Origin of the sequence: Micromonospora sp. NPDC004551 (genome assembly GCF_040609975.1) — a bacterium.
Taxonomy (GTDB): Bacteria; Actinomycetota; Actinomycetes; order Mycobacteriales; family Micromonosporaceae; genus Micromonospora.
On record NZ_JBEXLM010000001.1, the window covers coordinates 463,406 to 488,148 of the forward strand.

At 73.7% G+C, this 24,743-nt stretch carries 25 protein-coding genes and 1 tRNA gene; 20 read left to right on the top strand and 6 right to left on the bottom strand.

Features of this window, described 5'->3' with window-relative positions; genetic code table 11:
* Window positions 1-80 precede the first annotated feature (80 nt).
* Window positions 81-1,274: a DUF2786 domain-containing protein gene (locus ABZW14_RS02335; RefSeq protein WP_355338431.1), complete on the bottom strand. Its 1,194-nt coding sequence runs from the start codon at window positions 1,272-1,274 to the stop codon at window positions 81-83.
* A 165-nt stretch (window positions 1,275-1,439) separates the two neighbouring features.
* Here ABZW14_RS02335 and ABZW14_RS02340 point away from each other — a divergent pair, with 165 nt between their 5' ends.
* The 5 genes from ABZW14_RS02340 to ABZW14_RS02360 all read left to right on the top strand — a co-directional run bounded on the left by ABZW14_RS02340 (window position 1,440) and on the right by ABZW14_RS02360 (window position 5,827).
* A complete protein-coding gene (locus ABZW14_RS02340; protein ID WP_355338434.1) occupies window positions 1,440-2,279 on the top strand; it encodes a DUF3152 domain-containing protein in 840 nt (279 codons plus the stop codon).
* Between the two features lie 55 nt (window positions 2,280-2,334).
* Window positions 2,335-3,000 carry a response regulator transcription factor gene (locus ABZW14_RS02345; RefSeq protein WP_355338437.1) on the top strand — a complete coding sequence of 222 codons (666 nt, stop codon included), beginning with the start codon at window positions 2,335-2,337 and terminating at the stop codon, window positions 2,998-3,000.
* Window positions 3,001-3,013: 13 nt separating this feature from the next.
* Window positions 3,014-4,204: a HAMP domain-containing sensor histidine kinase gene (locus tag ABZW14_RS02350; RefSeq protein ID WP_355338440.1), complete on the top strand. Its 1,191-nt coding sequence runs from the start codon at window positions 3,014-3,016 to the stop codon at window positions 4,202-4,204.
* Window positions 4,205-4,284: 80 nt separating this feature from the next.
* Window positions 4,285-4,800, top strand: a complete 516-nt coding sequence (locus ABZW14_RS02355; protein WP_355338443.1) for a DUF2231 domain-containing protein — start codon at window positions 4,285-4,287, stop codon at window positions 4,798-4,800.
* A 46-nt stretch (window positions 4,801-4,846) separates the two neighbouring features.
* On the top strand, window positions 4,847-5,827 hold the full coding sequence (locus ABZW14_RS02360; protein WP_355338446.1) for an aldo/keto reductase: 981 nt from the start codon (window positions 4,847-4,849) through the stop codon (window positions 5,825-5,827).
* 5 nt (window positions 5,828-5,832) lie between these two features.
* Here ABZW14_RS02360 and ABZW14_RS02365 read toward each other — a convergent pair whose 3' ends face one another.
* The 3 genes from ABZW14_RS02365 to ABZW14_RS02375 form a co-directional block, all read right to left on the bottom strand.
* Entirely contained in the window at window positions 5,833-6,258 is a 426-nt protein-coding gene (locus ABZW14_RS02365) for an ATP-binding protein (RefSeq protein WP_355338449.1), read from the bottom strand.
* An 82-nt stretch (window positions 6,259-6,340) separates the two neighbouring features.
* The gene (locus tag ABZW14_RS02370) at window positions 6,341-7,096 is read right to left on the bottom strand and encodes a class I SAM-dependent methyltransferase (protein ID WP_355338452.1); all 756 of its coding nucleotides are present in this window, start codon (window positions 7,094-7,096) and stop codon (window positions 6,341-6,343) included.
* A gap of 131 nt (window positions 7,097-7,227) precedes the next feature.
* Window positions 7,228-7,977 carry a DNA-formamidopyrimidine glycosylase family protein gene (locus ABZW14_RS02375; RefSeq protein WP_355338455.1) on the bottom strand — a complete coding sequence of 250 codons (750 nt, stop codon included), beginning with the start codon at window positions 7,975-7,977 and terminating at the stop codon, window positions 7,228-7,230.
* A gap of 161 nt (window positions 7,978-8,138) precedes the next feature.
* On the opposite strand from ABZW14_RS02375, the gene ABZW14_RS02380 reads away from it, so the two are divergent.
* From ABZW14_RS02380 to ABZW14_RS02420, 9 genes are all read left to right on the top strand, one after another.
* Window positions 8,139-9,173, top strand: a complete 1,035-nt coding sequence (locus tag ABZW14_RS02380) for a PHB depolymerase family esterase (RefSeq protein ID WP_355338458.1) — start codon at window positions 8,139-8,141, stop codon at window positions 9,171-9,173.
* Window positions 9,174-9,238: 65 nt separating this feature from the next.
* Window positions 9,239-9,454, top strand: a complete 216-nt coding sequence (locus ABZW14_RS02385) for a hypothetical protein (protein ID WP_244167616.1) — start codon at window positions 9,239-9,241, stop codon at window positions 9,452-9,454.
* A gap of 156 nt (window positions 9,455-9,610) precedes the next feature.
* Entirely contained in the window at window positions 9,611-9,778 is a 168-nt protein-coding gene (locus ABZW14_RS02390) for a hypothetical protein (RefSeq protein WP_355338461.1), read from the top strand.
* Between the two features lie 227 nt (window positions 9,779-10,005).
* On the top strand, window positions 10,006-10,095 hold the full coding sequence (kdpF, locus tag ABZW14_RS02395; protein WP_154936237.1) for a K(+)-transporting ATPase subunit F: 90 nt from the start codon (window positions 10,006-10,008) through the stop codon (window positions 10,093-10,095).
* Window positions 10,095-11,750: a potassium-transporting ATPase subunit KdpA gene (gene kdpA, locus ABZW14_RS02400; RefSeq protein WP_355338465.1), complete on the top strand. Its 1,656-nt coding sequence runs from the start codon at window positions 10,095-10,097 to the stop codon at window positions 11,748-11,750. Before kdpF ends, kdpA begins: the two co-directional genes overlap by 1 nt.
* A 20-nt stretch (window positions 11,751-11,770) precedes the next feature.
* Window positions 11,771-13,963 carry a potassium-transporting ATPase subunit KdpB gene (kdpB, locus tag ABZW14_RS02405; protein WP_355338468.1) on the top strand — a complete coding sequence of 731 codons (2,193 nt, stop codon included), beginning with the start codon at window positions 11,771-11,773 and terminating at the stop codon, window positions 13,961-13,963.
* A complete protein-coding gene (locus tag ABZW14_RS02410) occupies window positions 13,963-14,844 on the top strand; it encodes a potassium-transporting ATPase subunit C (RefSeq protein ID WP_355338471.1) in 882 nt (293 codons plus the stop codon). The genes kdpB and ABZW14_RS02410 overlap by 1 nt, the downstream gene beginning before the upstream one ends.
* 83 nt (window positions 14,845-14,927) lie before the next feature.
* A complete protein-coding gene (locus ABZW14_RS02415) occupies window positions 14,928-17,483 on the top strand; it encodes a DUF4118 domain-containing protein (protein WP_355338474.1) in 2,556 nt (851 codons plus the stop codon).
* Window positions 17,480-18,178 (top strand): response regulator, encoded by a 699-nt coding sequence (locus ABZW14_RS02420; protein ID WP_355338477.1) that lies wholly within the window; start codon window positions 17,480-17,482, stop codon window positions 18,176-18,178. Before ABZW14_RS02415 ends, ABZW14_RS02420 begins: the two co-directional genes overlap by 4 nt.
* Here ABZW14_RS02420 and ABZW14_RS02425 read toward each other — a convergent pair.
* The gene (locus tag ABZW14_RS02425; protein ID WP_355338480.1) at window positions 18,141-19,358 is read right to left on the bottom strand and encodes an MFS transporter; all 1,218 of its coding nucleotides are present in this window, start codon (window positions 19,356-19,358) and stop codon (window positions 18,141-18,143) included. The genes ABZW14_RS02420 and ABZW14_RS02425 overlap by 38 nt on opposite strands.
* A 376-nt stretch (window positions 19,359-19,734) precedes the next feature.
* Here ABZW14_RS02425 and ABZW14_RS02430 point away from each other — a divergent pair, with 376 nt between their 5' ends.
* From ABZW14_RS02430 to ABZW14_RS02455, 6 genes are all read left to right on the top strand, one after another.
* Window positions 19,735-20,664 (top strand): DUF4331 family protein, encoded by a 930-nt coding sequence (locus tag ABZW14_RS02430; RefSeq protein ID WP_355338483.1) that lies wholly within the window; start codon window positions 19,735-19,737, stop codon window positions 20,662-20,664.
* A 129-nt stretch (window positions 20,665-20,793) separates the two neighbouring features.
* On the top strand, window positions 20,794-21,204 hold the full coding sequence (locus ABZW14_RS02435; RefSeq protein WP_355338486.1) for a hypothetical protein: 411 nt from the start codon (window positions 20,794-20,796) through the stop codon (window positions 21,202-21,204).
* 16 nt (window positions 21,205-21,220) lie between these two features.
* Window positions 21,221-21,817 (top strand): cell wall protein, encoded by a 597-nt coding sequence (locus ABZW14_RS02440; protein WP_355338489.1) that lies wholly within the window; start codon window positions 21,221-21,223, stop codon window positions 21,815-21,817.
* A gap of 120 nt (window positions 21,818-21,937) precedes the next feature.
* The gene (locus tag ABZW14_RS02445) at window positions 21,938-22,804 is read left to right on the top strand and encodes a MauE/DoxX family redox-associated membrane protein (protein ID WP_355338492.1); all 867 of its coding nucleotides are present in this window, start codon (window positions 21,938-21,940) and stop codon (window positions 22,802-22,804) included.
* Window positions 22,805-22,907: 103 nt separating this feature from the next.
* A complete protein-coding gene (locus tag ABZW14_RS02450; RefSeq protein ID WP_355338495.1) occupies window positions 22,908-23,570 on the top strand; it encodes a hypothetical protein in 663 nt (220 codons plus the stop codon).
* Window positions 23,571-23,642: 72 nt separating this feature from the next.
* A tRNA-Arg gene (locus ABZW14_RS02455) sits at window positions 23,643-23,718 on the top strand.
* 278 nt (window positions 23,719-23,996) lie between these two features.
* On the opposite strand, the gene ABZW14_RS02460 is transcribed toward ABZW14_RS02455, so the two are convergent.
* On the bottom strand, window positions 23,997-24,734 hold the full coding sequence (locus tag ABZW14_RS02460) for a class I SAM-dependent methyltransferase (protein WP_355338498.1): 738 nt from the start codon (window positions 24,732-24,734) through the stop codon (window positions 23,997-23,999).
* Between the last annotated feature and the right edge of the window lie 9 nt (window positions 24,735-24,743).

Consider the following 24,743-nt stretch of genomic DNA (forward strand, 5'->3'; position numbering starts at 1 on the left):
TCGGGGCCACCGGCGGTGGCGCCTCTCGCAGACGGGTCGGAGCCGGCTCGCCTGATCCGACATCTTTCCCGAGGAAAAAGTCAGCGGGCTCCGCGCAGCGGGCGGCGCGCCGGTGTGCCGGGGTCGAGCGAGGCGCGGTCGGCGGCCGTGGTGCCCGAGGTCCAGCCGTCCGCGTCGCGGACCTGGAGCCGGTGCCGGGTGACGCCAGGGAAGAGCTGGTCGACCCGCTCCTTGACGGCGTCGGAGCGGGCGGCGAGCACGGGAAGCAGCCGCTCGTCGGCCCGTTCCTCGGCCGCCGCCGTGGTGGCCGCCCGCAGGCGCTCGCCGATCCGCAGCGCGAACGCGTTGAGGAAGGACTCGTCGTAGCCCTTGGTGCGCCGGCCGCTGCCCGGGCGGCGTTCGCCCCGGCCGCGCAGCATCGCGGCGGTGGCCTGCACCAGCAGCGAGGTGTGCAGCAGTTCGACGGCGTCCAGGTCGGCCGGGAAGCCGAGCACGGTGGCGAAGCCCAGGTCGTCCGACCAGATCGACTCGCAGCGGTTGGCCGCCGCCACCTCCTGGATGAGCAGCGCCTTCGCCGCCGCGTACGGGGCGTCGGTGCCGAGCCGCACGCCGCCGGGCCGGTCCGGTCGCTCGGCCGCGGCGTCGAGCAGGGCGGCGTCGATGCTGTGCCGGGCCATCAGCTCCTGTGCCTTGCCGGTGAGCGCCTCCGCCTCGGCGGGGAAGGTGGTCGACTCGGCCTTGGCCAGCAGCGCGCGTACCCGGTCCAGCATCCGTGAGCCGCCGGCCGGGGCGGTGGCGCGCGGGGCGGCGGCCGGTCCGCCGGGTGGCGGGCGGAGCACCGCGATCGGCGGCAGCCCCGCCACCAGGGCGAGCGCGTCGACGGCGTCCCGCAGCGCGCTGATCCGGTCGCCCTCGGCACGCCGGTCCAGCCAGCCCGCGTCGCCGTCCCACCGCGCGCCCAGCTCCGCGAGCTGGGCGTCGAACCAGGACGGGACCGGGTCCGGCAGCGTACGCCGCTGGGCGGCCAGCACGTCCCGCAGTAGCCGGGCGCCCCGCGGGGTCAGCCGGCGGGTGGCGATCCGCTCCAGGTCCACGGGCTGCCAGCCGCGCGGCCAGAGCCGCGCCACGTCGCGGGCCAGCCGGGTGAGAAGCGCCGCGTCCACGGCCGGCGGGTCGCCGACCACCAGCCGGTCCAGGGCCCGCTCGGCCGCGCGTACGTCGGTGCCGCGCGCCGCCGTGAGGGCGTCGGCGAGCACCTGGTCGGCATCCGGCACGGGTGGCTCCCTCTCTGGCGGCAGGTGGCGGGTCGCGCACCCGGGAACGAACGGTACCGGCGCGGGAACCGCCCCGGCCCGTGAGCGCGCTCACCGTTCATCCGTCCGGGCCCGGCGTCCGTACTCCTGACCGGATCGGGGCGGGCGCGACGGACGGAGATCGACGTGGGCGGGCGGGGCAGGCGTGACCGGGGTCTGCACCGGCGGCGGCGGGCGCCCCGCGCCGGTCCCCTGACCCTGGTCCTGCTGCTGGTCGTGGCCGGTCTCGCGGGATACGCGGCCCGGTGGCACCCGGACCTGCTGGTCGCGGCCGGCGTGCGGCCCGCCGCCCGCGCCACCGGGCCCGCCCGACCGGCGGTGGCCACGCCGGCCGCGCCGCCGGTCCCGGCCGCCGGCCGGGTGCCGCCCGGGATCAGCTTTCCGGACCGGGGTACGGGCCGGTTCCGCACCGCCACCGGCGTCGGCGCGGTGGCCGGCCGCGCGGGCGATCTGCTCCGCTACCGGGTCGCCGTGGAGGGCGGCATCGGCAACGTCGATGTCGAGCGCTTCGCCCGGGAGGTGGCCGCGACGCTGGCCGACCCGCGCGGCTGGACCGGAGACGGCCGGTGGCGGCTGCAACGGGTGGGGCGCGACGATCCGGCCGACTTCACGGTGCTGCTGACCACGCCGGTGACCCGGGGACGGCTCTGCGCCGACACCACCGACCACTACACCTCCTGCCGCAACGGCGACCAGGTCGTGATCAACGTGGCGCGCTGGGTGCACGGTGTGCCGCAGTTCCCCGACCTCGGCCGCTACCGGCAGTACCTGCTGAACCACGAGGTGGGGCACCGGCTGGGCCGGGGCCACGAACTCTGTCCCCGGGCGGGCGGACCGGCGCCGGTGATGGAACAGCAGACGCTCGGCCTGCACGGGTGCCTCCCCAACGCCTGGCCCCTGGTGGGCGGCGCCGCGCACAGCGGCCCGCCCGGCCAGTACGACGACCCCATCCCGGTGGACGACTGACTCCCGGCACGGACGCGCCGAGCTGGAGTGGTCACAGAAGGTGAATACTGGGCCGGTGGAGAGCGCCCGCCCCCGCCTGCTGCTGGTCGAGGACGACCGTGCCCTGACCGGCCTGCTCGCCGACCTGCTCACCGAGGAGGGGTACGAGGTCGACGTGGCCGGCGACGGGCACAGCGGCCTGCACCACGCGCTGACCCGCGACTACCAGCTCATGGTGGTCGACCGGGGGCTGCCGGCGCTGGACGGGCTGGCGCTGGTCGGCCGGCTCCGCGCCCGCGGTGTGACGTGCCCGGTGCTGCTGCTGACCGCCCGGGGATCGGTTGACGACCGAGTGGAGGGGCTGGACGCGGGCGCGGAGGACTACCTGGTCAAGCCGTTCGAGGTGGCCGAGCTGCTGGCCCGGCTCCGGGCGCTGCGCCGGCGGCACCCGGAGGCGGCCGGCTGGCTGCCGCTGGGGCGGCGCCGGCTGGACGTCGACAACCGCCGGGTGGTCGACGGCACCGGGGAGATCCCGCTCTCCGCCCGCGAGTTCGCCGTGCTGCACGCCCTCGCCGGCCGGCCGACGAAGGTGTTCACCCGGGCCGAACTGCTCAGCGCCGTCTTCGACAACGCCGACGCGCCGGGCACCGTCGATGCCTGCGTCCACCACCTGCGCCGCAAGCTGGGCCGGGACACCGTCCGTACGGTGCACGGGCTGGGCTACCGGCTCGGGCCGGGCTGAGGCGGGCAGCGTCGTGGACGAGGCCCGGCTGGACCGTGCCCGCCGAATCAGCGTGGCCCAGACCGCCGGGGTGATCGGGGTCGTCCTGCTGCTGGTCGGCGCGCTGATGTTCGTGCTCACCAGCCGTCAGGAGTCCCGGGCGCTGGACGCCGGGCTGGCCACGGTGCTGGCCGCGGCCGAGGACGTGGACGACCCGCCGCCCGGGCAGGTCCTGGCCCGGCAGCGCCCCGGCACGGCGGCGATCGAGGTGACCCCGAGCGCGTCCCCGGAGCTGGTCCGGATCCTGGCTGGTGTGATCGGCCGACCGCCCGGCCGGTACGAAACCGACACCGGTGACGACCAGCGGTTCCGGGTGCTGGTCGCCCGGCGGGCGGACGGCAGTCGCTGGGCGGTCGCCGCCGACCTCGCGCCGCTGCGCCAGCGGCAGGGCCAGCTCGCCGTGGCGCTGCTCGTGGCCGAGCTGGCCGGTCTGGCCGGTGCGCTGGTCGCCGCCGCACTGCTGGCGCGGCGGGCGGTCGCGCCGCTGGCCACCGCGCTGACCCTGCAACGCCGTTTCGTCGCCGACGCCTCGCACGAGCTGCGCACCCCGCTCACCGTGCTGCACACCCGGGCGCAGATGCTGGCCCGCCGGGCGCGGAGCCAGCCGGCGGACCGGCTCACCGACCAGCTCGACCAGCTCGTGGCGGACACCCGGGCGCTCGGCGAGGTGGTCGAGGACCTGCTGGTGTCGGCCGCCGCCGAGCACCAGCCGCTGCCGGACACCGAGGTGGACCTGGCCGAGGTGGCCCGCGAGGTGGTGACGAGCATGTCCGCGTACGCGCAGGAGCGCCAGGTCGACCTGCGGGTCGAGGCGGCCGGCCCGGCCCGGGTCCGGGGCGCCCGTACGGCCCTGCGCCGGGCGCTGACGGCGCTGGTGGACAACGGCGTCGGCCACACGACCGACGGCGGCCACGTCACGGTGACCGTGATACGCCGTGACGGCCGCGTGGTCGCCGAGGTCGCCGACGACGGGGTGGGGCTGGACCCGGCCGAGGCGGACCGGCTCTTCGACCGCTTCGCGCACGGCACCGCTGGAGCCGGCCGCCGGTTCGGGCTGGGCCTGGCGCTGGTGCAGCACGTGGCGCGGGCGCACCGCGGCACGGTCGAGGTCGCCGGCGCACCGGGGCGCGGCGCCACCGTCACCTTGCTCCTGCCGGCGACCTGAACCGCCGCAAGAACTTCCCAAGAAACGCTGGGCACTGTGGGGCCGGACAGTGGAACGCCCCCGATCGTCGAGGAGAGATCGTGCCCGACACCGTCAACGGACTGCCGGTGCACCCGCTCGTGGTGCACGTCGTCGTGGTCCTCCTGCCGCTGGCCGCGCTCGGTGTGGTCGCGCTGGCCGTCCGCCCCTCCTGGCGGGGCCGCTTCGGGGTGCTCGTCGTGCTGATCGCCGCGCTGGCCACCGCCGCCGTCCCGCTCGCCAGCCAGAGTGGCGAGGGCCTGGAGCGCCGGGTCGGTGACCCGGGCCGGCACGCCGAGCTGGGGGACACCCTGATCTGGTTCGCGCTGCCGCTGCTGGTCGCCGCGGTCGCGCTGGTCTGGCTGCACCGCCGGTCCGGGCGGCCGGTCGAGGACGGGACCGAACGTCCGCGTACGTCCGGTCCGGGCGCGGTCGGCGTGGTGGTCGCGGTGCTGGCCGTGGTGGTCGCGGCGGCGAACCTGGTGCAGGTCTACCGGGTCGGCGACTCCGGCGCGAAGGCCGTCTGGGGCGACACCCCGGCGGCGACCTCGGGGCACGGCGGCGACGACGGCGACTGACCCGGGCGGCCTGCGACGCCCGCCGGCCGGTGGTGAGATGGACCGCATGGAGTACGTGAAGTTCGGATCCACCGGCCTGGAGGTGTCCCGGCTCTGCCTGGGCTGCATGAGCTACGGCGAGCCGAGCCGCGGCGGCCACCCCTGGTCGCTGCCGGAGCAGGAGAGCCGCCCCTTCATCCAGCAGGCGCTGGAGCTGGGGGTCAACTTCTTCGACACCGCCAACGTCTACTCGGACGGCACGAGCGAGGAGATCGTGGGCCGGGCGCTGAAGGACTTCGCCCGCCGCGAGGACGTGGTGATCGCCACCAAGGTGCACGGCCGGATGGGCCCCGGGCCGAACCGGGGCGGGCTGTCCCGCAAGCACATCATGAGCGAGATCGACGCGAGCCTGCGCCGGCTGGGCACCGACTACGTCGACCTCTACCAGATCCACCGGCTCGATCCGGGCACGCCGATCGAGGAGACCCTGGAGGCGCTGCACGATCTGGTCCGGGCCGGCAAGGTCCGCTACCTCGGCGCCTCCTCGATGTACGCCTGGCAGTTCGCGAAGGCGCTCTGGGCCGCCGAGCGGCACGGCTGGACCCGGTTCGTCTCGATGCAGAACCACTACAACCTGCTCTACCGGGAGGAGGAGCGGGAGATGCTGCCGCTCTGCCTCGACCAGGGCGTCGCGGTGATCCCGTGGAGCCCGCTGGCCCGGGGCCGGCTGACCCGGGACTGGGGGGAGCGCACCGCGCGGGTGGAGACCGACGAGTTCGGCCGGGCGCTCTACGCGCGTACCGAGGATAACGACCGGGCGGTTGTCGACGCGGTGGCCCGGATCGCGGACACGCGCGGCGTGCCCCGGGCGCAGGTGGCGCTGGCGTGGGTGGCCCGCAACCCGGCGGTGACCGCGCCGATCGTGGGCGCGACCAAGCCGCACCACCTGACCGACGCGGTGGCCGCGCTGGAGCTGGAGCTGACCGACGAGGAGGTGGCCGCCCTGGAGGCGCCCTACGTCCCGCACCCGGTCGCGGGGTTCCAGTAGGCGGGTCAGCGCGGGAACGAGGCCCAGATGTTCTTGGTCTCGTCGGTGGCGTACCAGCCGACCGCCAGCGAGACCGACTCGGCCAGCATCAGCCCGCGCCCGCCCGAGTCGAGCGGGTGGATGTCGCCCAGCCCCGGGACGGTGCCGAGGTCGTGGTCCGCCACGTCGAGCACGAAGCAGTCGTCGGCCGTTAGCAGGGTGACGATCGTCGGCGGCCGGCCGTGCCGCAGCGCATTGGTGGCCAGTTCGGTGGCGACGAGCACCACGAGGTGGGGGACCTCGTCGAGGTCCTCGCCCTGGACCAGGCCGTGCCGGGTCAGCGCGTCGCGCAGCGACGCCCGCAGCTCGCGCAGCTCCTCGGCCGTGGCGAGCACCCACTGTTCCAGTTCGGTGGCCTGCGGCGGTGGTGGCGAGGTGCGCAGCTGTCCCATGAACAGGCTTTACCCTCCGTAGCCGCGGGCTAAGCCGGCCCGGCCCGGCTCCCGGCGGGGCACCGGGAGCCGGGCCGGCCGATCAGCGCCGGAGCAGGGCGAAGACGCCCCAGCCCAGATACTCGCGCTGGTAGCGCACGTGCCGCAGCGGGTCCTCGGTCAGCTCCCGGCGCAGCTCCCCGGCAAGCTCGTCGTCGGGGTTCGCGTCCAGCCAGCGCCGCAGGTTGAGCCAGTGCGCGGCGGCGTACCGGTCCCAGCTGTCCTGGTCGGCGAGGACCATCTCCACGAGGTCCCAGCCGCACTCGCCGAAGAGCCCGACGAGCCCGGGCAGGTCCCGGAACTCGTCCCGGGAGCGGGCGTGGCACCCGGCCACGGTCTCCTCGTCGGGCGGGTCGCGCCGCCAGTACGGCTCGCCCACCAGGACCATCCCGCCGGGGCGCAGGCCGCGCTCCAGGATCTCCAGGGTGCCGGGCACACCCCCGCCGATCCAGGTCGCCCCGACGCAGGCGGCCAGGTCGACGCGCTGCTCCGGTACGTGGGTCGCGGCGTCGCCGTGCACGAACCGGACCCGGTCGGCGACGCCCAGCTCGGCGGCGCGGGCCCGGGCGGCGGCGGTGAAGGCGGTGCTGATGTCCACCCCGGTGCCGGTCACACCGTGGTCCCGGGCCCAGGTGCAGAGCAGCTCGCCCTTGCCGCTGCACAGGTCGAGGATCGACGTGCCGGGCCGGAGCTTGATCGCCCGGCCCAGGGTGGCGAGCTTGGCGTCGTCGAACGGGTTGAGGATCCGGAGGTCGCCCTCGCGGATGGTGAAGCTACGTGGCAGATCCAATGTGGTCACTCCAGGGGATGGGTGCGGAGGTCGGAACGAGGCGGGAAACGCTCGGCACGGGCACCAAAACACCCTCTTCAGGCAGTCGGAGTGACGTCGGCGGCGAGGCTAGCCATCGCCACGGCGGGCCGCCAACCGAATTAGCCGGCCGGCTGGTCCACCGGGCAGGCGTACGCGGTCCGGCCGCCCACCTGCCAGGTCCGCACCGGGCTGCCGCAACGCCGGCAACGCTCCCGCTTGTACACCCACCGCTCGTCCGGTGCGGCCGGGTCGCTGACCACCTGACCCCGGTCCCGGCCGAGCGCGAGGTGGCGCACGGCGAGGCGCCACAGCCGCTCCGCCGCCGGGGCGCCGATCGTGCGGGCGTCCGGGTCCAGCCCGGCCAGGAAGAGCAGTTCGGCCCGCCACGCGTTGCCGATGCCGGCCCAGACGGCCTGGTCGAGCAGTGCCGCACCCACGGGCGCGCCGGTCGCGGTGAGCCGGCGGACCGCCTCGGCCGGGTCGGCGTCGGCGCGCAGCGGGTCCGGCCCGAGCGAGGCCCGCAGTGCCTCCTCCGCGTCCGCGGGCAGCGGCTCGCAGCGGATCGGCGCGATGAGGTCGTACGCCACCGAGGGGCCGGCCAGCCGCAGCCGGGTGCCGGGACGGGGCGGCGCGGCCGGGTCGTCGTAGCGCAGGAACAGCCCGCGCATGCCGAGGTGGACGTGCAGGACGGGCGCGTCGGGGAAGTGGTAGAGCAGGTGCTTGCCGTCGGCCTCGACGGCCCGCAGCGGCCGGTCCGCGTAGGGGGCCGGGTCGAAGCGGCCCTGGGGGCTGGAGAGCGTGACGGCATGCCCCGCGAGCGCGTGGTGCTGCTCCCGCGCGTACCGGTGGATGAGGTGGCCCTCGGGCATGTCCGGCGCGTACCCGGCCCGCCGGGGCGGAAACGACCGGTGGGCCGGCCACACCACCGGCGCCCCCGAGGTGTCGGCCGACCGGATATCTGCTGTGGTCTATATCACGTTACCGTGCCGGCACGCCGGCCGTCCCGCCGGCGCTCCGACGGGAGAACGCCATGAAGACACCGTGGAAAGCCGTCACCATCCTCGCCGCCGCCCTCCTCCTGGTCCTGCCCGGCGGCGTCGCCGCCCGGGCCGCGAGCACGCCGTACACCAAGACCCCGGTCACGGGCTCGCTGCGCACCTACCCGATCTCCGCCGTGTATGTCGCCGGGGTCTCCTCCGGTGGCTACATGGCCACCCAGCTCCAGGTCGCCTACTCGGCGCGGATCCGGGGCGCCGCGATCTTCGCGGCCGGCCCCTACTACTGCGCACAGAACAACGTCTCCCAGGCCCTCTACGGCTGCGGGGACAACATCTACCCGACCTACGTCGCCACCCTGGAGGGCTACACCCGCACCTGGGCGTCCTACGGCTGGGTGGACGGCACGGGGAACCTCGCCGGCCAACCGGTGTACGTCTACCACGGCGGCAACGACGGCACCGTGAAGAAGTCGGTCACCGACGACCTGGTCCGCTACTACCAGGACTTCGGGGCGAGCGTCCGCTACGACTCCGGCAGCGCGGCCGGCCACTCCTGGGTCACCCCCTACGGCACGGTGGGTTGCACGGCCACGGCCTCGCCGTTCCTCGCCGACTGCGGCACCGACCCGCAGGGCGCCTTCCTCGGCAAGCTGCTCGGCTCGGTCTCCGCGCCGAACACCGGCCCGCTGGGCGGCACCCTGATCCGGTTCGGTCAGGACACCTTCGCCACCAACGGCTGGGCCAACGGGCTGAGCATGGATGCCAACGGCTTCGCGTACGTGCCGAGCGCCTGCGCCGCGGGAACCACCTGCCGGCTGCTGGTCGCCCTGCACGGCTGCGCCCAGGGGTACGCCAAGGTCGGCACCGCCTTCGTCGACCGGGCCAACCTCAACCAGTACGCCGACACCAACCGGCTGATCGTGCTCTATCCGCAGGCGGTGGCCAGCGCGGTGAACCCGAACGGCTGCTGGGACTGGTGGGGCTACCTCGGTGCGACGAACTATCCCATCAAGGGAGGCGCCCAGGTCGAGACGATCATGAACATGGTCCGCCGTCTGGACGGCTGAGCCGGGACTCCGGCCCGCACCGGTAGGTGCGGGCCGGTCGGCTACTGCGCTACCGTCACCACGTGATGGTCGAGGAGCACTGGTGGAACGGGGTCACCGCCCCTCGTGGGCGTCGTGACGTCTACATCCGCACCGACGGGCAGCGCTGGGAGGTGCAGGCCCAGATCGGCGGCGCCAGCGGTCGCTCGAAGATCCAGGAGTGCCCGAGCCGGGGCTCGGCGAGCATCCTGGCCGGTGCGTGGCGCGGTAGCGGCGCCGGCTGGCGCGAGGTGCGCCGCTGACGGTGGCCCGTCGGGCGCTGTCGAGTCCCCGTCGAAATTGATCGGGCGCGCGTAGCAGACCCGTGAGAGCTGTCGGCCCCGAGCGACCGCGTGGCTGGTATGGCTTCAGGGCGGGCCGGACCGAGAAGGCCCGCGGCTGTCTCTCGGAGGCGTGCTGTGGCTGTCGCGCGAGATCAGGGCCGGGCGGTCGGGGAGCGGGCCCTCACCGGATTCCGGATCGCCGCCGTGTCCGCGGCGACCTTCGTCGGCTTCCTCGCGCACCGGTACGGCGAGTTGACCGGCGCCTCCGCCGTCCGGCTTGCGGTGACCGCCCCCACCCGCTGATGGGCCGGCGTGAAAACGCCGTCAAGAAAGCGCTGCGCGGCGTGATGGTCGCGTTATAGCCCCTGTCCAGGCGTGCTGGCCGGCGTTTTGATTGCCCGGCGCGACCGGGAAGCGGTCGCGGGGAACGTCCGCTAGGAGAGGTCAGCCGTGTCTGACGTGCTGTTCGTGTTGCTGACGGTGGGGCTGTTCGCGGCTCTCGCCCTCGTGGTGAGGGGCGTGGAGAAGCTGTGAGCGCCGTCAACGTCGTCGGCCTGGTGCTGGCGATCGGCCTGGGTGTCTTCCTGGTCGTCGCCCTGCTGTTCCCGGAGCGCTTCTGATGAGCATGACAACAGCCGGGGTGCTCTTCATCCTGTCGCTGGTGGTGGCGCTGGTCGCCGTCCACCGGCCGTTCGGGGACCACATGTATCGGGTGGTCTCCGGCACCCGGTCCTCCCGCGTCGAGCGGGGCATCTACCGCGTGGTCGGGGTCAACCCGGCCGCCGAGCAGTCCTGGGGCGTATACGCCCGCAGCGTGCTGGCCTTCTCGGCCGTCTCCATCCTGTTCCTGTACGCGTTCCAGCGCCTGCAGAACCACCTCTGGCTCTCCCTGGGCCTCGACCCGGTGGTGCCGCACGGCGCCTGGAACACCGCCGTCTCGTTCGTGACCAACACGAACTGGCAGTGGTACTCGGGTGAGGCGACCATGGGGCACCTGGTGCAGATGGCCGGCCTGGCCGTGCAGAACTTCGTCTCGGCCGCGGTCGGTATCGCCGTCGCGGTGGCGCTGGTCCGGGGCTTCGCCCGCAGCCGCACCGGCGAGCTGGGCAACTTCTGGGTCGACCTGACCCGCGTCACGCTGCGGATCCTGCTGCCCGTCGCGGTGTTCGGCGCGCTCGCCCTGATGATCGGCGGCGCGGTGCAGAACCTGTCCGGCGGCACCGACGTGACCACGCTGACCGGCGGCACGCAGCACATCACCGGCGGTCCGGTGGCCAGCCAGGAGGTCATCAAGGAGCTGGGCACCAACGGCGGCGGCTTCTACAACGTCAACAGCGCCCATCCGTTCGAGAACCCGACCACCTGGACCAACTGGCTCGAGATCTTCCTGATCCTGGTGATCCCGTTCAGCCTGCCCCGGGTGTTCGGCCGGATGGTCGGCCAGAACCGGCAGGGCTACGCGATCGCCGCGGTTATGGCGATCCTCGCACTGGCCAGCGTCACCCTGACCAACGTCTTCGAGCTGGCCGGCAACGGCACGGTGCCGCAGGCGGTCGGCGCGGCGCTGGAGGGCAAGGAGGTGCGGTTCGACGTGTCGAACTCGGCCACCTTCGCCGCGGCCACCACGCTCACCTCGACGGGCGCGGTCAACTCGTTCCACGACTCGTACACCGCGCTGGGCGGGATGATGACGCTGGGCAACATGATGCTCGGCGAGGTCGCCCCGGGCGGGGTCGGCGCCGGCCTGTACGGGCTGCTGATCCTCGCGGTGATCACGGTGTTCGTCGCCGGCCTCATGGTCGGCCGCACGCCGGAGTACCTCGGCAAGAAGATCGGGTCGCGCGAGATCAAGTTCGCCTCGATGTACTTCCTGATCACCCCGGCCCTGGTGCTCGCCGGCACGGCCGCCGCGTTCGCCACCGGCAACAACTCGACCGCGCTCAACGTCGGCCCGCACGGGCTCTCCGAGGTGCTCTACGCGTTCACCTCGGCGAGCAACAACAACGGCTCGGCGTTCGCCGGCATCACCGTGAGCACGCCCTGGTGGAACACCGCTCTGGGGCTGTGCATGCTGCTCGGCCGGTTCCTGCCGATCATCTTCGTGCTCGCGTTGGCCGGCTCGCTGGCCCGCCAGAAGCCGACGCCCGCGTCGGAGGGCACCCTGCCGACCCACAGGCCGCTCTTCGTCGGCATGGTCGTCGGCGTCACGGTGATCCTCGTCGCGCTGACCTTCCTGCCCGCCCTCGCGCTCGGCCCGCTGGCCGAAGGGCTGTGACCACCATGAGAGAGAAGGACATGACCACGTCTACGCCGGCGCCGCACGGCGCGGCGGACGCCGCCACCCACGGCACACCGGCCACCCAGGGCAACCGGGTCGGCGGTGGCCTGCTCGACCCGAAGCAGTTGCTCCGGTCGCTGCCGGACGCGTTGCGCAAGCTCGACCCGCGCACGCTGTGGCGCAACCCCGTGATGCTGATCGTCGAGATCGGCGCGCTCTTCACCACCGTGCTCGCGGTGGCCGACCCGTCCGTGTTCGCCTGGGCGATCACCGTCTGGCTGTGGCTGACCGTGGTCTTCGCCAACCTGGCCGAGGCGGTGGCGGAGGGGCGCGGCAAGGCGCAGGCCGACACCCTGCGGCGGGCGAAGCAGGACACCATCGCCACCCGCCTGCTCGGCTGGAAGCCGGGCGCGGCGGCCAACGCGTACCGCGACGAGGCGGTGCCCGCACCGCAGCTCAAGCAGGGCGACATCGTCCTGGTCGAGGCCGGGCAGATCATCCCGGGCGACGGCGACGTCGTCGAGGGCATCGCCAGCGTCGACGAGTCCGCGATCACCGGCGAGTCGGCCCCGGTGATCCGGGAGTCCGGCGGCGACCGCAGCGCGGTCACCGGCGGCACCCGGGTGCTCTCCGACCGGATCGTCGTCAAAATCACGCAGAAGCCGGGCGAGAGCTTCATCGACCGGATGATCGCGCTCGTCGAGGGTGCCAACCGGCAGAAGACCCCGAACGAGATCGCGCTCAACATCCTGCTGGCCGCGCTGACGATCATCTTCCTGCTCGCGGTCGTCACGCTCCAGCCGTTGGCGATCTTCTCGAAGGGCTACCAGGCCGCGGCCCCGGACACCGCGGCGATCACCGACGGCGGGGTCACCGGCATCGTGCTGGTCTCGCTGCTGGTCTGCCTCATCCCGACCACCATCGGCGCGCTGCTGTCCGCCATCGGCATCGCCGGCATGGACCGGCTCGTGCAGCGCAACGTGCTGGCGATGAGCGGCCGGGCGGTCGAGGCGGCGGGCGACGTCAACACCCTGCTGCTGGACAAGACGGGCACGATCACCCTGGGTAACCGGCAGGCCGCGGAGTTCCTGCCGGTGGCGGGTGTGGACGCGGCGACGGTCGCCGACGCGGCGCAGCTGTCCAGCCTTGCCGACGAGACGCCCGAGGGGCGCTCGGTGGTGGTGCTGGCCAAGAACGACTTCGGGCTGCGCGAGCGCGAGCCCGGCCTCATCCCGCACGCCACCTTCGTGCCGTTCACCGCGCAGACCCGGATGAGCGGCGTCGACCTGGCCGCGGAGGGCTCCGACGGCGTCCGGCAGATCCGCAAGGGCGCCGCCGCCGCGGTGATGAAGTGGGTACGCGAGAACGGCGGCCACCCGACCGAGCAGGTCGGTGAACTGGTCGACGCGATCAGCGGCACCGGCGGCACCCCGCTGGTGGTCGCCGAGCACGTGACCGGCGAGCCGGCGCGGACCCTGGGCGTCATCCACCTCAAGGACGTCGTCAAGGCCGGCATGCGGGAGCGCTTCGACGAGATGCGCCGGATGGGCATCCGGACCGTGATGATCACCGGTGACAACCCGCGGACCGCGAAGGCCATCGCCGACGAGGCCGGCGTGGACGACTTCCTCGCCGAGGCCACGCCGGAGGACAAGCTCGCCCTGATCAAGAAGGAGCAGGAGGGCGGCCGGCTGGTGGCGATGACCGGCGACGGCACGAACGACGCGCCCGCGCTGGCTCAGGCGGACGTCGGGGTGGCCATGAACACCGGCACGTCGGCCGCGAAGGAGGCCGGCAACATGGTCGACCTCGATTCCGACCCGACCAAGCTGATCGAGATCGTGGAGATCGGCAAGCAGTTGCTGATCACCCGGGGCGCGTTGACGACGTTCAGCATCGCCAACGACATCGCGAAGTACTTCGCGATCATCCCGGCCATGTTCGCCGGCATCTACCCGAGCCTGGACGCGCTCAACGTGATGCGGCTGGACAGCCCGGCGTCGGCGATCCTCTCCGCGGTCATCTTCAACGCGATCGTCATCGTCGCGCTGATCCCGCTGGCCCTGCGCGGCGTGCGTTACCGCCCGGCCAGCGCCTCCAAGCTGCTCAGCCGCAACCTGTGGCTGTACGGCCTCGGCGGCATCGTGGTGCCGTTCGTCGGCATCAAGCTCATCGACCTGCTCGTCCAGTTCGTCCCGGGGATCTCGTGATGCGCCTTCCCAGTTGGCTCTCCCAGCACCTGGCCGCCCTGCGCGCGGTGCTCGTCTTCACCGTGCTGCTCGGGCTGGCCTACCCGCTCGCCCTGGTCGCCGCGGGCCGGATCCCCGGCCTCGACGGCAAGGCGGACGGCTCGCTCGTCACCGTCGGCGGCAAGGCCGTCGGCAGCGCCCTGATCGGGCAGTCCTTCACCGACGCGGACGGCAACCCCGTCCCGCGCTACTTCCAGTCCCGCCCGTCCGCCGCCGGTGACGGCTACGACCCGACCGCCACGGCGGCCGGCAACCTCGGCCCGGAGAGTGTGGTGGACACCGTCACCGGTGACGAGGAGACCTCGGCGCGGAGCCTGCTCACGCAGGTCTGCGCGCGGAGCAAGGCGGTCGGCGAGCTGGACGGCGTCGACGGGCGGCGCCCGTACTGCACGCCGGACGGGGTCGGCGCCGTGCTGGCCGTGTTCCGCGCCGACGGGCTCACGGGCCGGATCACCCGGGTGGTCAGCGTCAACCAGGTCGCGCCGGCGACGCCCTTCGTGGCCAGCTGGCAGGGCATCCCGGTCGAGCTGGCCCGGCCCGGCCACGACTACGTGGCCGAGGGCGGCATCGTCACGCCGGTCCGGGGCGACGCGCCGGCGAAGCCGGCCGTGCCGGCCGACGCGGTCACGGCGAGCGGCAGCGGTCTCGACCCGCACATCTCCCCGGCGTACGCGGAGATCCAGGTGGCCCGGGTGGCGCGTGAGCGCGGCGCGGACGCGGCGGCGATCCGCCGGCTTGTCGCGGAGCACACCACCGGCCGGTCGCTCGGCTTCATGGGCGAGCCCGGCGTGAGCGTCCTGGAACTCAACCTCGCGCTGGACGAGAAGTTCCCGGCGCGCTGACGTTCGTCCGTCCGGAAGGGGCCCCGCCAGTTCGCCGGTTCGACTGGCGGGGCCGCCACCTCGATGTCGGGGAAGATGGTGCCGTGGCCAGGGGAGAACTGCGGATCTATCTCGGGGCCGCCCCGGGGGTCGGCAAGACGTACGCCATGCTCGAGGAGGCCCAGCGCCGCGCCGAGCGCGGCACCGACGTGGTGATCGGGCTGGTCGAGACGCACGGCCGGCCGCATACCGCCGCCATGATCGGCGATCTCGAGCTGGTGCCCCGCCGGTCGATCAGCTACCGGGGCGCCGACTTCACCGAGATGGACCTCGACGCGGTGCTGGCCCGCCGGCCCGAGGTGGTCGTGGTCGACGAGCTGGCGCACACCAACGTCCCCGGCTCCCGGCACGACAAGCGCTGGCAGGACGTCCAGGAGCTGCTCGACGCCGGGATCAGCGTGCTGTCCACGGTCAACGTCCAGCACCTCGAATCGCTCAACGACGTCGTCGCGCAGATCACCGGCACCACCCAGCGGGAGACCGTTCCGGACCAGGTGGTCCGCGCCGCCGAGCAGGTCGAGCTGGTCGACATGACCCCGGAGGCGCTGCGCCGCCGGATGGCCCACGGCAACATCTACCGCCCCGACAAGATCGACGCGGCGCTCGGCAACTACTTCCGGGTCGGCAACCTCACGGCGCTGCGCGAGCTGGCCCTGCTCTGGCTGGCCGACAAGGTCGACGAGCAGCTCGACGCGTACCGGGCGCAGCAGGGGATCTCGGCCACCTGGGAGGCCCGCGAGCGGGTGGTGGTGGCGCTGACCGGCGGGCCGGAGGGGGAGACCCTGATCCGCCGGGCGGCCCGGATCGCCGCCCGGAGCAAGGGCGCCGACCTGCTGGCCGTGCACGTGGCACGCAGCGACGGGCTGGCCGGGGCCGACCCGGCCCGGCTGGCCCGGCAGCGGGTGCTCGTGGAGAGCCTGGGCGGGACGTACCACCAGGTGCTGGGCACGAACGTCCCGGCGGCGCTGCTCGACTTCGCCCGGGGCGTCAACGCGACCCAGCTCGTGCTCGGCGCGAGCCGGCGCGGGCGCTTCGCCCAGCTGCTCTCCCGGGGCGTCGGGGTCACCACCACCGCGCTCTCCGGGCCGATCGACGTGCACCTGGTGACCCACGCCGAGGCCGGCCGGGGCCGGCGGGCGGCCGAGACGCCGGCCGCGCTGTCCCGGCGCCGGCGGCTGCTCGGCTACGCGCTCGCGGTTCTCGGCATGCCGCTGCTGACCCTGCTGCTCGCGGCACTGCCCGACCTCACGCTGACCAACGACATCCTGCTCTTCCTCGCGGGCGTGGTCGGGGTGGCGCTGGTCGGCGGGATGTGGCCGGCGCTGGTCGCCGCGCTGGGCGGCTCGTTGCTGCTGAACTGGTACTTCACCCCGCCCTTCCACACGCTGACCATCGCCGAGGCGGACAACCTCCTCGCCCTCGGCGTGTTCGTCGGGGTGGCCATCGCGGTGAGCTGGGTGGTCGACGTGGCCGCCCGGCGCACCCGGGAGGCCGCCCGGGCCTCGGCCGACGCGCAGACGCTGGCCACGGTGGCCGGTGGCGTGCTGCGCGGCGAACGGCCGCTGCCCGCGCTGCTGGACCGGCTGCGGGAGACGTTCGCGCTGCGCGCGGTGAGCGTGCTGGAGCTGGTGGCGGAGGCCGAGGGGCGCCCCGGCCGGGCCCGGGAGGCGGCGGCCTGGCGGGTGGTGGCGAGCGTCGGGGAGGCGCCTCCGGGCAGCCCCGGCGCCGGGGAGACCGCCGTGCCCGTCGATGACCGGCTCTCCGTGGTCCTCGCCGGCCGCCGGCTGGAGGCCGCCGACCGGCGGGTGGTCGAGGCGTTCGCCGCCCAGGCCGCCGTCGCGCTGCGCCAGGAGCGGCTCGCCGAGGAGGCCGCCACGGCCCGCCCCCTCGCCGCCGCCGACCGGATGCGCACCGCGCTGCTCGCCGCGGTCAGCCACGATCTGCGTACGCCGCTGGCCTCGGCGAAGGCGGCGGTGAGCAGCCTGCGCAGCCCCGACGTCGAGTTCGACGCGGACGACCGCGAGGAGTTGCTGGCCACCGCCGACGAGTCACTGGACCGGCTGGGCCGGCTGGTGGCGAACCTGCTCGACATGAGCCGGCTCCAGGCCGGCGCGCTGGGCGTGACGGCGACCGCGATCGGGCTGGAGGACGCCGTACCCCGGGCCCTGGACGAGCTGGGTCCGCCGGCGGCCGACGTCACCACGGACATCCCGCCCGACCTCCCGGCGGCCCTCGCCGACCCCGGCCTGCTGGAGCGGGTGCTGGTCAACATCGTGGCGAACGCGCTGCGGCACAGCCCGCCCGGTCACCCTCCGACGATCACCGCCAGCGCACACGCGGGCCAGGTCGAGCTGCGGGTGATCGACACCGGTCCGGGCATCCCGGAGGATCAGTGGGAGCACGTCTTCCTGCCGTTCCAGCGCCTCGGTGACCGGGACAACCAGACCGGGGTCGGGCTGGGGCTGGCGCTGTCCCGGGGACTGGCCGAGGCGATGGGTGGCAGCATCACCCCGGAGACCACCCCCGGCGGCGGTCTCACCATGGTGCTGCGGCTGCCGGCCGCCACCGGCGGGATCGAGTCGGAGGGGCCGCGGGAATGACGCGCATCCTGGTCGTCGACGACGAGCCGCAGATCCTGCGCGCCCTGCGGATCAACCTGCGGGCCCGCGGCTACGACGTCGAGGTCGCCGACAGCGGGGCGGCCGCACTGAAGGCGGCCGCCGGCCATCCACCGGATCTGGTGGTGCTGGACCTCGGCCTGCCCGACCTGGACGGCACCGAGGTCATCCGCGGCCTGCGTGGCTGGACCGGTGTGCCGATCATCGTGCTCTCCGGCCGGGCCGGCAGTGAGGACAAGGTCGCCGCGCTCGACGCCGGCGCCGACGACTACGTGACGAAGCCGTTCGGGGTGGACGAACTGCTCGCCCGGATCCGGGCGGTGACCCGCCGGCTGGCCGGCTCCCCGGCCGATGCGGCCGGGGCGGGATCCGCCGCCACACAGCGGATCGGCCGGCACACCGTCGACCTCGCCGACCGGGTGGTGACCCGCGACGACGGGGTCGAGGTGAAGCTCACCCCCACCCAGTGGGCGATGCTGGAGAAGCTGCTGCGGCACCCGGGGAAGCTGGTCAGCCAGCGCCAGCTCCTGCACGAGGTGTGGGGTCCGGAGTACCACAACGAGACCAACTACCTGCGGCAGTACATGGCCCAGCTGCGGCGCAAGCTGGAGGACGACCCGGCCCGGCCCCGGCACCTGATCACCGAGCCGGGGATGGGCTACCGCTACCGGCCCTGACCCGCGTCACCGGTGCGTCCGGCCCACGGCCACGGGAGACGGTCCAGAACACCGCCGTGCCGAGCAGCGCGGCGGCCGGGGCGATCGCCAGCCCGTACCGGAGGTCGGTCGACACCAGCGGGCCGGCGAGCGCGGAGCCGGCGGCGCTGCCGACCACGAACGCCGTGCTCACCCACGCGAACGCCTCGGCCACCGTGCCGGGCTCGGCGAGCCGCTCGGCGGTGAGGAAGATGGCGGTCAGCACCGGCGGGAGCGCGAGCCCGCTGATCACGAGCAGTCCGGCCATCGGGATCGGGCCGGGGGAAAGCAGCAAGGGCAGGTAGCCGACCGTGAGCGCGGTGGCCAGCAGCGGCAGCCGTCCGGGCCCGCCCGGCCGGGCCCGGGTGTAGAGCAGGCCGCCGGCCAGGGCGCCCGCCGCCTGCGCCGCGAGCAGCCAGCCACTGAGCCGCCGGTCGCCGGCCGCCTCGGCGTAGCCGGTCACGGCGACCGCGATGCTGCCGACCGCCGCGCCGACGCCGACCACGCCGGACATCAGCACGGTGAACCGGGGTACGCGCAGCGGGCCGGCCCAGTGCCGGACGGCCGGCACGCCGCGCCAGGCGCGCACGGCGGGGCTGAGCGCGTACGCCGCGGTGCCGGCGAGTTGCAGCACCCCGGCGGCGACCAGCCCGGCGGACGGGCCGGCCAGGGTCACGGCGAGCAGGGTGACCAGCGGGCCGACCACGAAGATCACCTCCTGCACGGCGATGTCCAGCGTGTAGGCGGTGGGCACCGTGGCGGGCGGGAGCAGGGCGGGCCAGAGGGTACGCAGGCACGCCTCCAGCGGCGGCGTGCCGAGCCCGGCCACCGCCGCGCCGACCACGGCGCCGGTGACGTGCCCGCCGGTCAGCGCCACCGTCCCGAACCCGAGGCCGGAGAGCACCGCGGCAGCCCACAGCACGGGCGGCTGCCGCCAGCGGTCCACGGCCCGGGCGAGCAGCGGCGTGCCCACCGCCATCCCGGCGGTGTACGCGGCGACCAGCAGGCCGGCGGCCGCCAGGCTCAGCGACTGGCGGGCGAAGAGGAGCAGGGCCAGCGGCCCGCTGGCGGTGGGCAGCCGGCCGACCTGGCTGGCGAGGAGAACCCGGAGGACCTGGGGTGCGCGCAGCACCGCCCGGATCCCGGAACTGTCGACGGACATGAGGCATCGCTCCCGGTACGACGTGAGAGGGAATGGAGGCGTCGGGTGCCGGGATGCCTCAGGGAGCGAAGTCGGTCCGCTCGTGGTCGTTGCCGTAGAGCGGCAGGGCAGGGGTGAGCCACTGGGCGTACGCGGCTGCCACGGCCTCCACCGGGATCACCCGCTGACGGTAACCCACGTGGGGGCTCAGGAGGAAGGTAGCGGATTGGCGCTTTTGCGATATTACGCCCGGATAGGCTCGGGCCTGCCGTGTCCAGCCGCTGACCCGGGAGACAGCCATGTCGCACCACCTCGACACCCCGCTCGCCGCCCAGAGCGGCCAGCTCTACCTCGACGACCTGTACGTCTTGACGGGGAGCGCGGCACCGTCCTGGTGATGGACGTGAACAGCTCGGTGACCCGTGCCGACATCAAGCCCGGCTTCCACCATGAGGCGCGGTACGAGTTCAAGGTGCACGTCGACGGCAGCGAGATGGAGGAGCTGACCTACCGGGTGGCGTTCGGTGAACTCGACGGGCAGGGCCGGCAGGACCTCACCGTGCACGCCCTCACCGGCGCGGAGGCCTACGACGACGTCGCCACGGGCACGCCGGTCGCCCAGGGCCGCACCGGGGAGGAGGTGACCGGCGGCAACCTGCGGGTCTGGGCCGGGCGGATCACCGACCCCTTCTACATCGACCTGGACCAGCTCGCCACCGTCAACGACGCCTTCAAGAACGGTGCCCGCCTGGACCGCTCCGCCTGGCGCCCGGAGAACGCGAAGAACAGCTTCGCCGGCACCACGGTCGATTCGATCGTGCTGGAGGTGTCGCGCGACGAGCCCATCATGCGCGTGGGCAACCGCATCGGCGTCTGGGCGGCGACCAAGCTGGCCACCGACGCCGGGGGATGGCGGCAGATCAACCGCGCCGGCCACCCGATGATGTGGCCGATCTTCTGGCCCACCGACACCGACTTCTCGAACCCCGCCAACACCCGCCACCCCTGCGAGGATCTGCGGGCCGACGGTGCGGAGATCGCGTCGACGGTCGCCCGGGTGGTGGCGGCCAACGGCACCGCGCCCGACCCGGGGGCGTACGGCTGGAGCGTTGCCCGCGAGCTGTACCCGGACGTGCTGTCCTACCAGATCGGCACCCCGGCGAACTACGGGTTCGCCGCCCGCAACGGGCGCACCATGGCCGACAACGCGCCCGAGGTGATGTTCTCCCTGGTGCTCAACACCGGCCTGACCTCCGGCCTCACCCCCGACGTCACCCGGGATGCCCGCGCCGCGTCCTTCCCGTACGTGATACCTGCCGGGCGCTGACCAGGCCAGGCGGTTTCCGCCTGTAGGAAATCTTCGACCCGCCTGTTGACGTGGATGGTTTTCGTCACAACAATCGCCATCTATATCGACATCCATCGTTGTCGATCAACGATCGGGAAGGAGGTATCCATGGCGGCCATACGAGGCGAAGTGTCGTGGTTCTGCTGCGGCACCGCCTGGGGACCGTGCGGCACCGCCGGGGGCGGCGCCTGCGGCACCTGCAAGTCGGGCAACTACCAGCACGCCTGGCCGAACACCTCGGACGCGTGCTACGCCATCACCCACCCGGACACCTGCGGTCTCAGCATGAGCCGGCGGACCTGCGGATTCCGGCACTACACCACGAACCTCTGCAACGGCTCCCGGGTCGGCACCACCATTGCCGACTGCGGCCCGCAGACGGACCTGTTCTGCGGCGAGCGCACCTGCTGCGGCTCGGCCTGCGGCAGCAACCGGATCATCGACCTGACGCCCGCGGCGTTCAGTGCGATCGGCAGTCTCTCCGTGGGGCTGCGGCCCTGCTCGGTCGACACCGTCTGAACAGGAGGGTTCCGTCATGCCGCAGACCCTGGACCGCCGTCGCCTCCTCGCCACCGCCGCCCTCGGCGGCGTGGTGGGCGCCACCGGACTCGGCTCGCTCGCCCCCGAGGCGGCCTTCGCCGCCGAGCCGGCCAGCGTCGAGCCGGGCGCGCCCGACCCGAACTTCGTCGAGGGCCGGATCAGCAAGATCTCCGGCCACCTGCTGCTGGTCACCGGATCCGACACCGTGCTGCACTCGATCCGGATCACCGACGGCACGAGCATCTGGAAACTGCACCCGACCACGTTCGACCAGGTCGCCATCGGCGACGGGCTCTACGCCCGCGGCGTCCGCCTGCCCGACGGCACGCTGGCCGCCGACTCGGTGTGGGTCAACATCGTCAACCTGCACGCGCACATCGCCGCCGTCGGCCGCAACCTGCTGCACCTCGACCACAAGGGCCAGCGGATCGTCGCCCACGTCGTGCCCGGCCGTTCCGCCGCCGTCTACAACGGCACCCCGGCCATCAGTGACCTGTCCCTGCTCCGGGTCGGCCGGCACGTCCAGGTGCTCGGCGCCTGGCACCCGGACACCAACGAGATCGACATCGCCACCGTCTACGCCGCCGCCTGACCGGTACGTCCGACGGCTCCAGGTGCGACGCGGCGTCAGACGCGCCGAACTGGAGCCGTCGCAGGCGGATCTCCGGACCGCCCGGACGTCACCCGTCGGCCCCAACCGAGGGGAGAACCCATGATCAACATGATCGCGGCGCTGCAACCGCTGGTCGTCGGTGCGGTGCTGATCTGGTCCGCCCGCGTCAAACTCCTCAACCGGCACGCCGCCACGGCCGCCCGGCGGTCCGCGCTCGTCGGGCTGATCGGGGAACACCGCGCGCTGCCCGCGTACCGGCTGCTCGGAGGCGTCGAGCTGACCCTCGGCGTGCTCCTCCTGCTGCCGCCCGCCCTGCGGCTGGAGACCGCCGCCGCGACCGCCCTCGCCATCGGCTTCCTCGGCTACCTGGCGTACGCCCGCCGGGCCGCGCCCGCCTCCTCCTGCGGCTGCCTGAGCAGCCGCCCGACCCCGGTCTCCGGTCGCAGCCTCGGCCGGGCCGGGCTACTGGTGGTGGCGGCGGGGCTGGCCACCCTGGCACCCGGCAGCTGGCCGGCCGCGCTCGCCGACCGCCCGCTGGCCGGCGCCGCCACGCTGCTGGCCGAGGCAGCGGTCATGGTGGCGCTCTCGCCCGAACTGGACGCCGCCTGGCTGCTGCCGCTGCGCCGGCTGCGCGCCCGGCTGACCGACCCGCTGCGCGGCGGCACTGGGCTGCCGCTGCTCGCCACCGTGCAGCAGGTGCAGCTCAGCGACTCCTACCGGCGCGTCGCGCCGCTGCTCCGCTCCGACGTGCGCGAGCACTGGGACGACGGCGAGTGGCGCTTCGTCGGCCACGCCGCGCGCTACCAGGGCCGGCCGGCCACCGCGGTCTTCGCCGTCCCGCTGGCCGACGGCGAACCCGACGCGGTACGGGTCGCCGTCGTCGACGACGCCACCGGGCAGACGCTGCTGGCCCTGGCCGGCGCCGGGCGACCCGCCGGTCCACGGCTCGACGTGGTGCCCGCGTAGCGGGCGGACGGGACCACCGGCTCCGGTGGTCCCGTCACGCGGGGCCTCGGAGGGGCACCCGCCGCGCGCCGCACCCGTTGCGGAGGCTTGCCATCATCGATGCGTGACGTGGAATGACCTGGCCCGTCCGAGAAGTGCCCCACCGGCCGACGACGCGGCGGCCGCCCGCGCCGACAACCGCACCAACCTGCTCGTCGCCGAGTACAACGCGATCCGGGCCATGATGGCGCAGAAGTCCGCCGCATCACACGCTCTCGTCGGCGCCTACCTGACCGTGGTGGCGGTGATCCTGGGGTTCGTGGTCGCCAACCGGGCCGATCCCCGCCTGCTGCTCGCCGTACCGGTGCTGGCGGCGATCTCGGGGATCACCATCCTCCGGCGGCGGCGGGACCGCGAGGCGGCGAACAGCTACATCCGCGAGGTCCTCCGGCCGCTCGCCGTCGAATGCTCCGGCGACGACCGGGTCTTCCGGTGGGACGACTTCTACGCGCAGCAGAGGGACGCCCGGTCCCTGCTGTACGAGTTCGGGTTGCAACTGGTCTTCCCGCTGTCCGGGCTCGTCTGCCTGTTCGTGACCCTGCCGCTGCTGGGCTCGGTCGGCGACTGGTCGGCCTGGCTGGCGGGGCTGGGTTTCCTCGTCGCGTTGATCTCCGCCTACGTCCGGCAGAACCGGGCCCATCTCCGCCGGTCGGTGTCCGGCGTCCGCTCCCTGCGACTCGGGGTCGTGCGGCGGCTGCGCAGACGGGGCGGAGGTGCCCTCCCGTGATCGTCGGAGGGCCGAACGCGGTAGCTCCCGGCCGACGCGGGCACCCCGCCGCTCGCTAGACTGGCGGCTCGCGCCCTCGTAGCTCAGGGGATAGAGCATCGGTTTCCTAAACCGTGTGTCGCAGGTTCGAATCCTGCCGGGGGCACCAGGTCACACCCTTGATCACCGATCACTGTTCGGCCTTCCGGGGCTCCCGTGCCCACGCCGGCGAGCGGCCACCAGGGCGCCCTGCGAGTCCGCGACCCAGCTCGGATCCGTGGAGAGGTCCGCCAACCGTTGCCGCCGCATCGAGGTCCGGCCAGCTGTCGGCACTCAGTGGATGCTGTGAGCGGCAGCCCTGTGCCACGAGACTGATGGCGCGACGTCATCCTCCTGGAACGCCGCAGCCCGACTGTCGACTGACGGGCCGGGCCACCGGTCAGGGGGTCAGCCGGGCAGGCGGTAGACGGAGACGTGGGAGCGGGACTCGGCCGTGAACTCCGCGCCGGACCAGTCCGCGTGCCTCGACTCCAGTTCGAAGCCGGCCAGCTGACCCATCAGGTCCAGCTCAGCCGGCCAGATGTAGCGGTGCGGGCTGCGGAACAGCCGCGCCTCCTGGCCCTCGCCGAAGTGGAAGTGGTGCGACACGACGCGCTGGCGCAGCACGTCGTAGGTGTCCAGGCCGATGTAGCCGGGGTCGGCCTGCCACACCGTCGCCTGCTCGCCGGGCGTCAGCTTGCGTAGCTCGGGCACCCACAGCTCGATCACGAACCGCCCGCCGGGGCCGAGGTGGCGTGCCGCGTTGCGGAAGCAGGCGACCTGCTCCGCCTGGTCGAGCAGGTTGGAGATGGTGTTGTAGACCAGGTAGACGAGGGTGTAGTCGCCGGGCGCCGTGGCCGTCGCCATGTCGCCGACGACCACCGGGATCGTCGCCTCGTCGGCCTTCGTCCGGAGCTGGGCCACCATCGGTGGGGACAACTCGATCCCGGTGACCGGCACGCCCCGTCCCGCCAGCGGAATGGCCACCCGGCCGGTGCCGACGGCGAACTCCAGGGCGCGCCCGCCACCCGCGAGTGCGGCGAGGCGGTCCACCGTGGGCCCGAGCACCTCCGGCGCGAACATCCCGGTGCCCGGCGTGTCGTAACGCTGGGCTGCATCCGCGTCCCAGATCTCCTCCTGGCGCATGGCACCACG

Bases quoted from the DNA above. Each gene is read 5' to 3' on its own strand.
- ABZW14_RS02380 (WP_355338458.1), top strand. From the start codon at position 8,139: ATGAAGACACCGTGGAAAGCCGTCACCATCCTCGCCGCCGCCCTCCTC.
- ABZW14_RS02425 (WP_355338480.1), bottom strand. From the start codon at position 19,358: ATGTCCGTCGACAGTTCCGGGATCCGGGCGGTGCTGCGCGCACCCCAG.
- ABZW14_RS02435 (WP_355338486.1), top strand. From the start codon at position 20,794: ATGGCGGCCATACGAGGCGAAGTGTCGTGGTTCTGCTGCGGCACCGCC.
- ABZW14_RS02375 (WP_355338455.1), bottom strand. From the start codon at position 7,977: ATGCCCGAGGGCCACCTCATCCACCGGTACGCGCGGGAGCAGCACCAC.
- ABZW14_RS02360 (WP_355338446.1), top strand. From the start codon at position 4,847: ATGGAGTACGTGAAGTTCGGATCCACCGGCCTGGAGGTGTCCCGGCTC.
- kdpA (WP_355338465.1), top strand. From the start codon at position 10,095: ATGAGCATGACAACAGCCGGGGTGCTCTTCATCCTGTCGCTGGTGGTG.
- ABZW14_RS02430 (WP_355338483.1), top strand. From the start codon at position 19,735: ATGGACGTGAACAGCTCGGTGACCCGTGCCGACATCAAGCCCGGCTTC.
- ABZW14_RS02460 (WP_355338498.1), bottom strand. From the start codon at position 24,734: ATGCGCCAGGAGGAGATCTGGGACGCGGATGCAGCCCAGCGTTACGAC.
- ABZW14_RS02385 (WP_244167616.1), top strand. From the start codon at position 9,239: ATGGTCGAGGAGCACTGGTGGAACGGGGTCACCGCCCCTCGTGGGCGT.
- ABZW14_RS02420 (WP_355338477.1), top strand. From the start codon at position 17,480: ATGACGCGCATCCTGGTCGTCGACGACGAGCCGCAGATCCTGCGCGCC.
- ABZW14_RS02365 (WP_355338449.1), bottom strand. From the start codon at position 6,258: ATGGGACAGCTGCGCACCTCGCCACCACCGCCGCAGGCCACCGAACTG.
- ABZW14_RS02440 (WP_355338489.1), top strand. From the start codon at position 21,221: ATGCCGCAGACCCTGGACCGCCGTCGCCTCCTCGCCACCGCCGCCCTC.
- ABZW14_RS02410 (WP_355338471.1), top strand. From the start codon at position 13,963: ATGCGCCTTCCCAGTTGGCTCTCCCAGCACCTGGCCGCCCTGCGCGCG.
- ABZW14_RS02445 (WP_355338492.1), top strand. From the start codon at position 21,938: ATGATCAACATGATCGCGGCGCTGCAACCGCTGGTCGTCGGTGCGGTG.
- kdpB (WP_355338468.1), top strand. From the start codon at position 11,771: ATGACCACGTCTACGCCGGCGCCGCACGGCGCGGCGGACGCCGCCACC.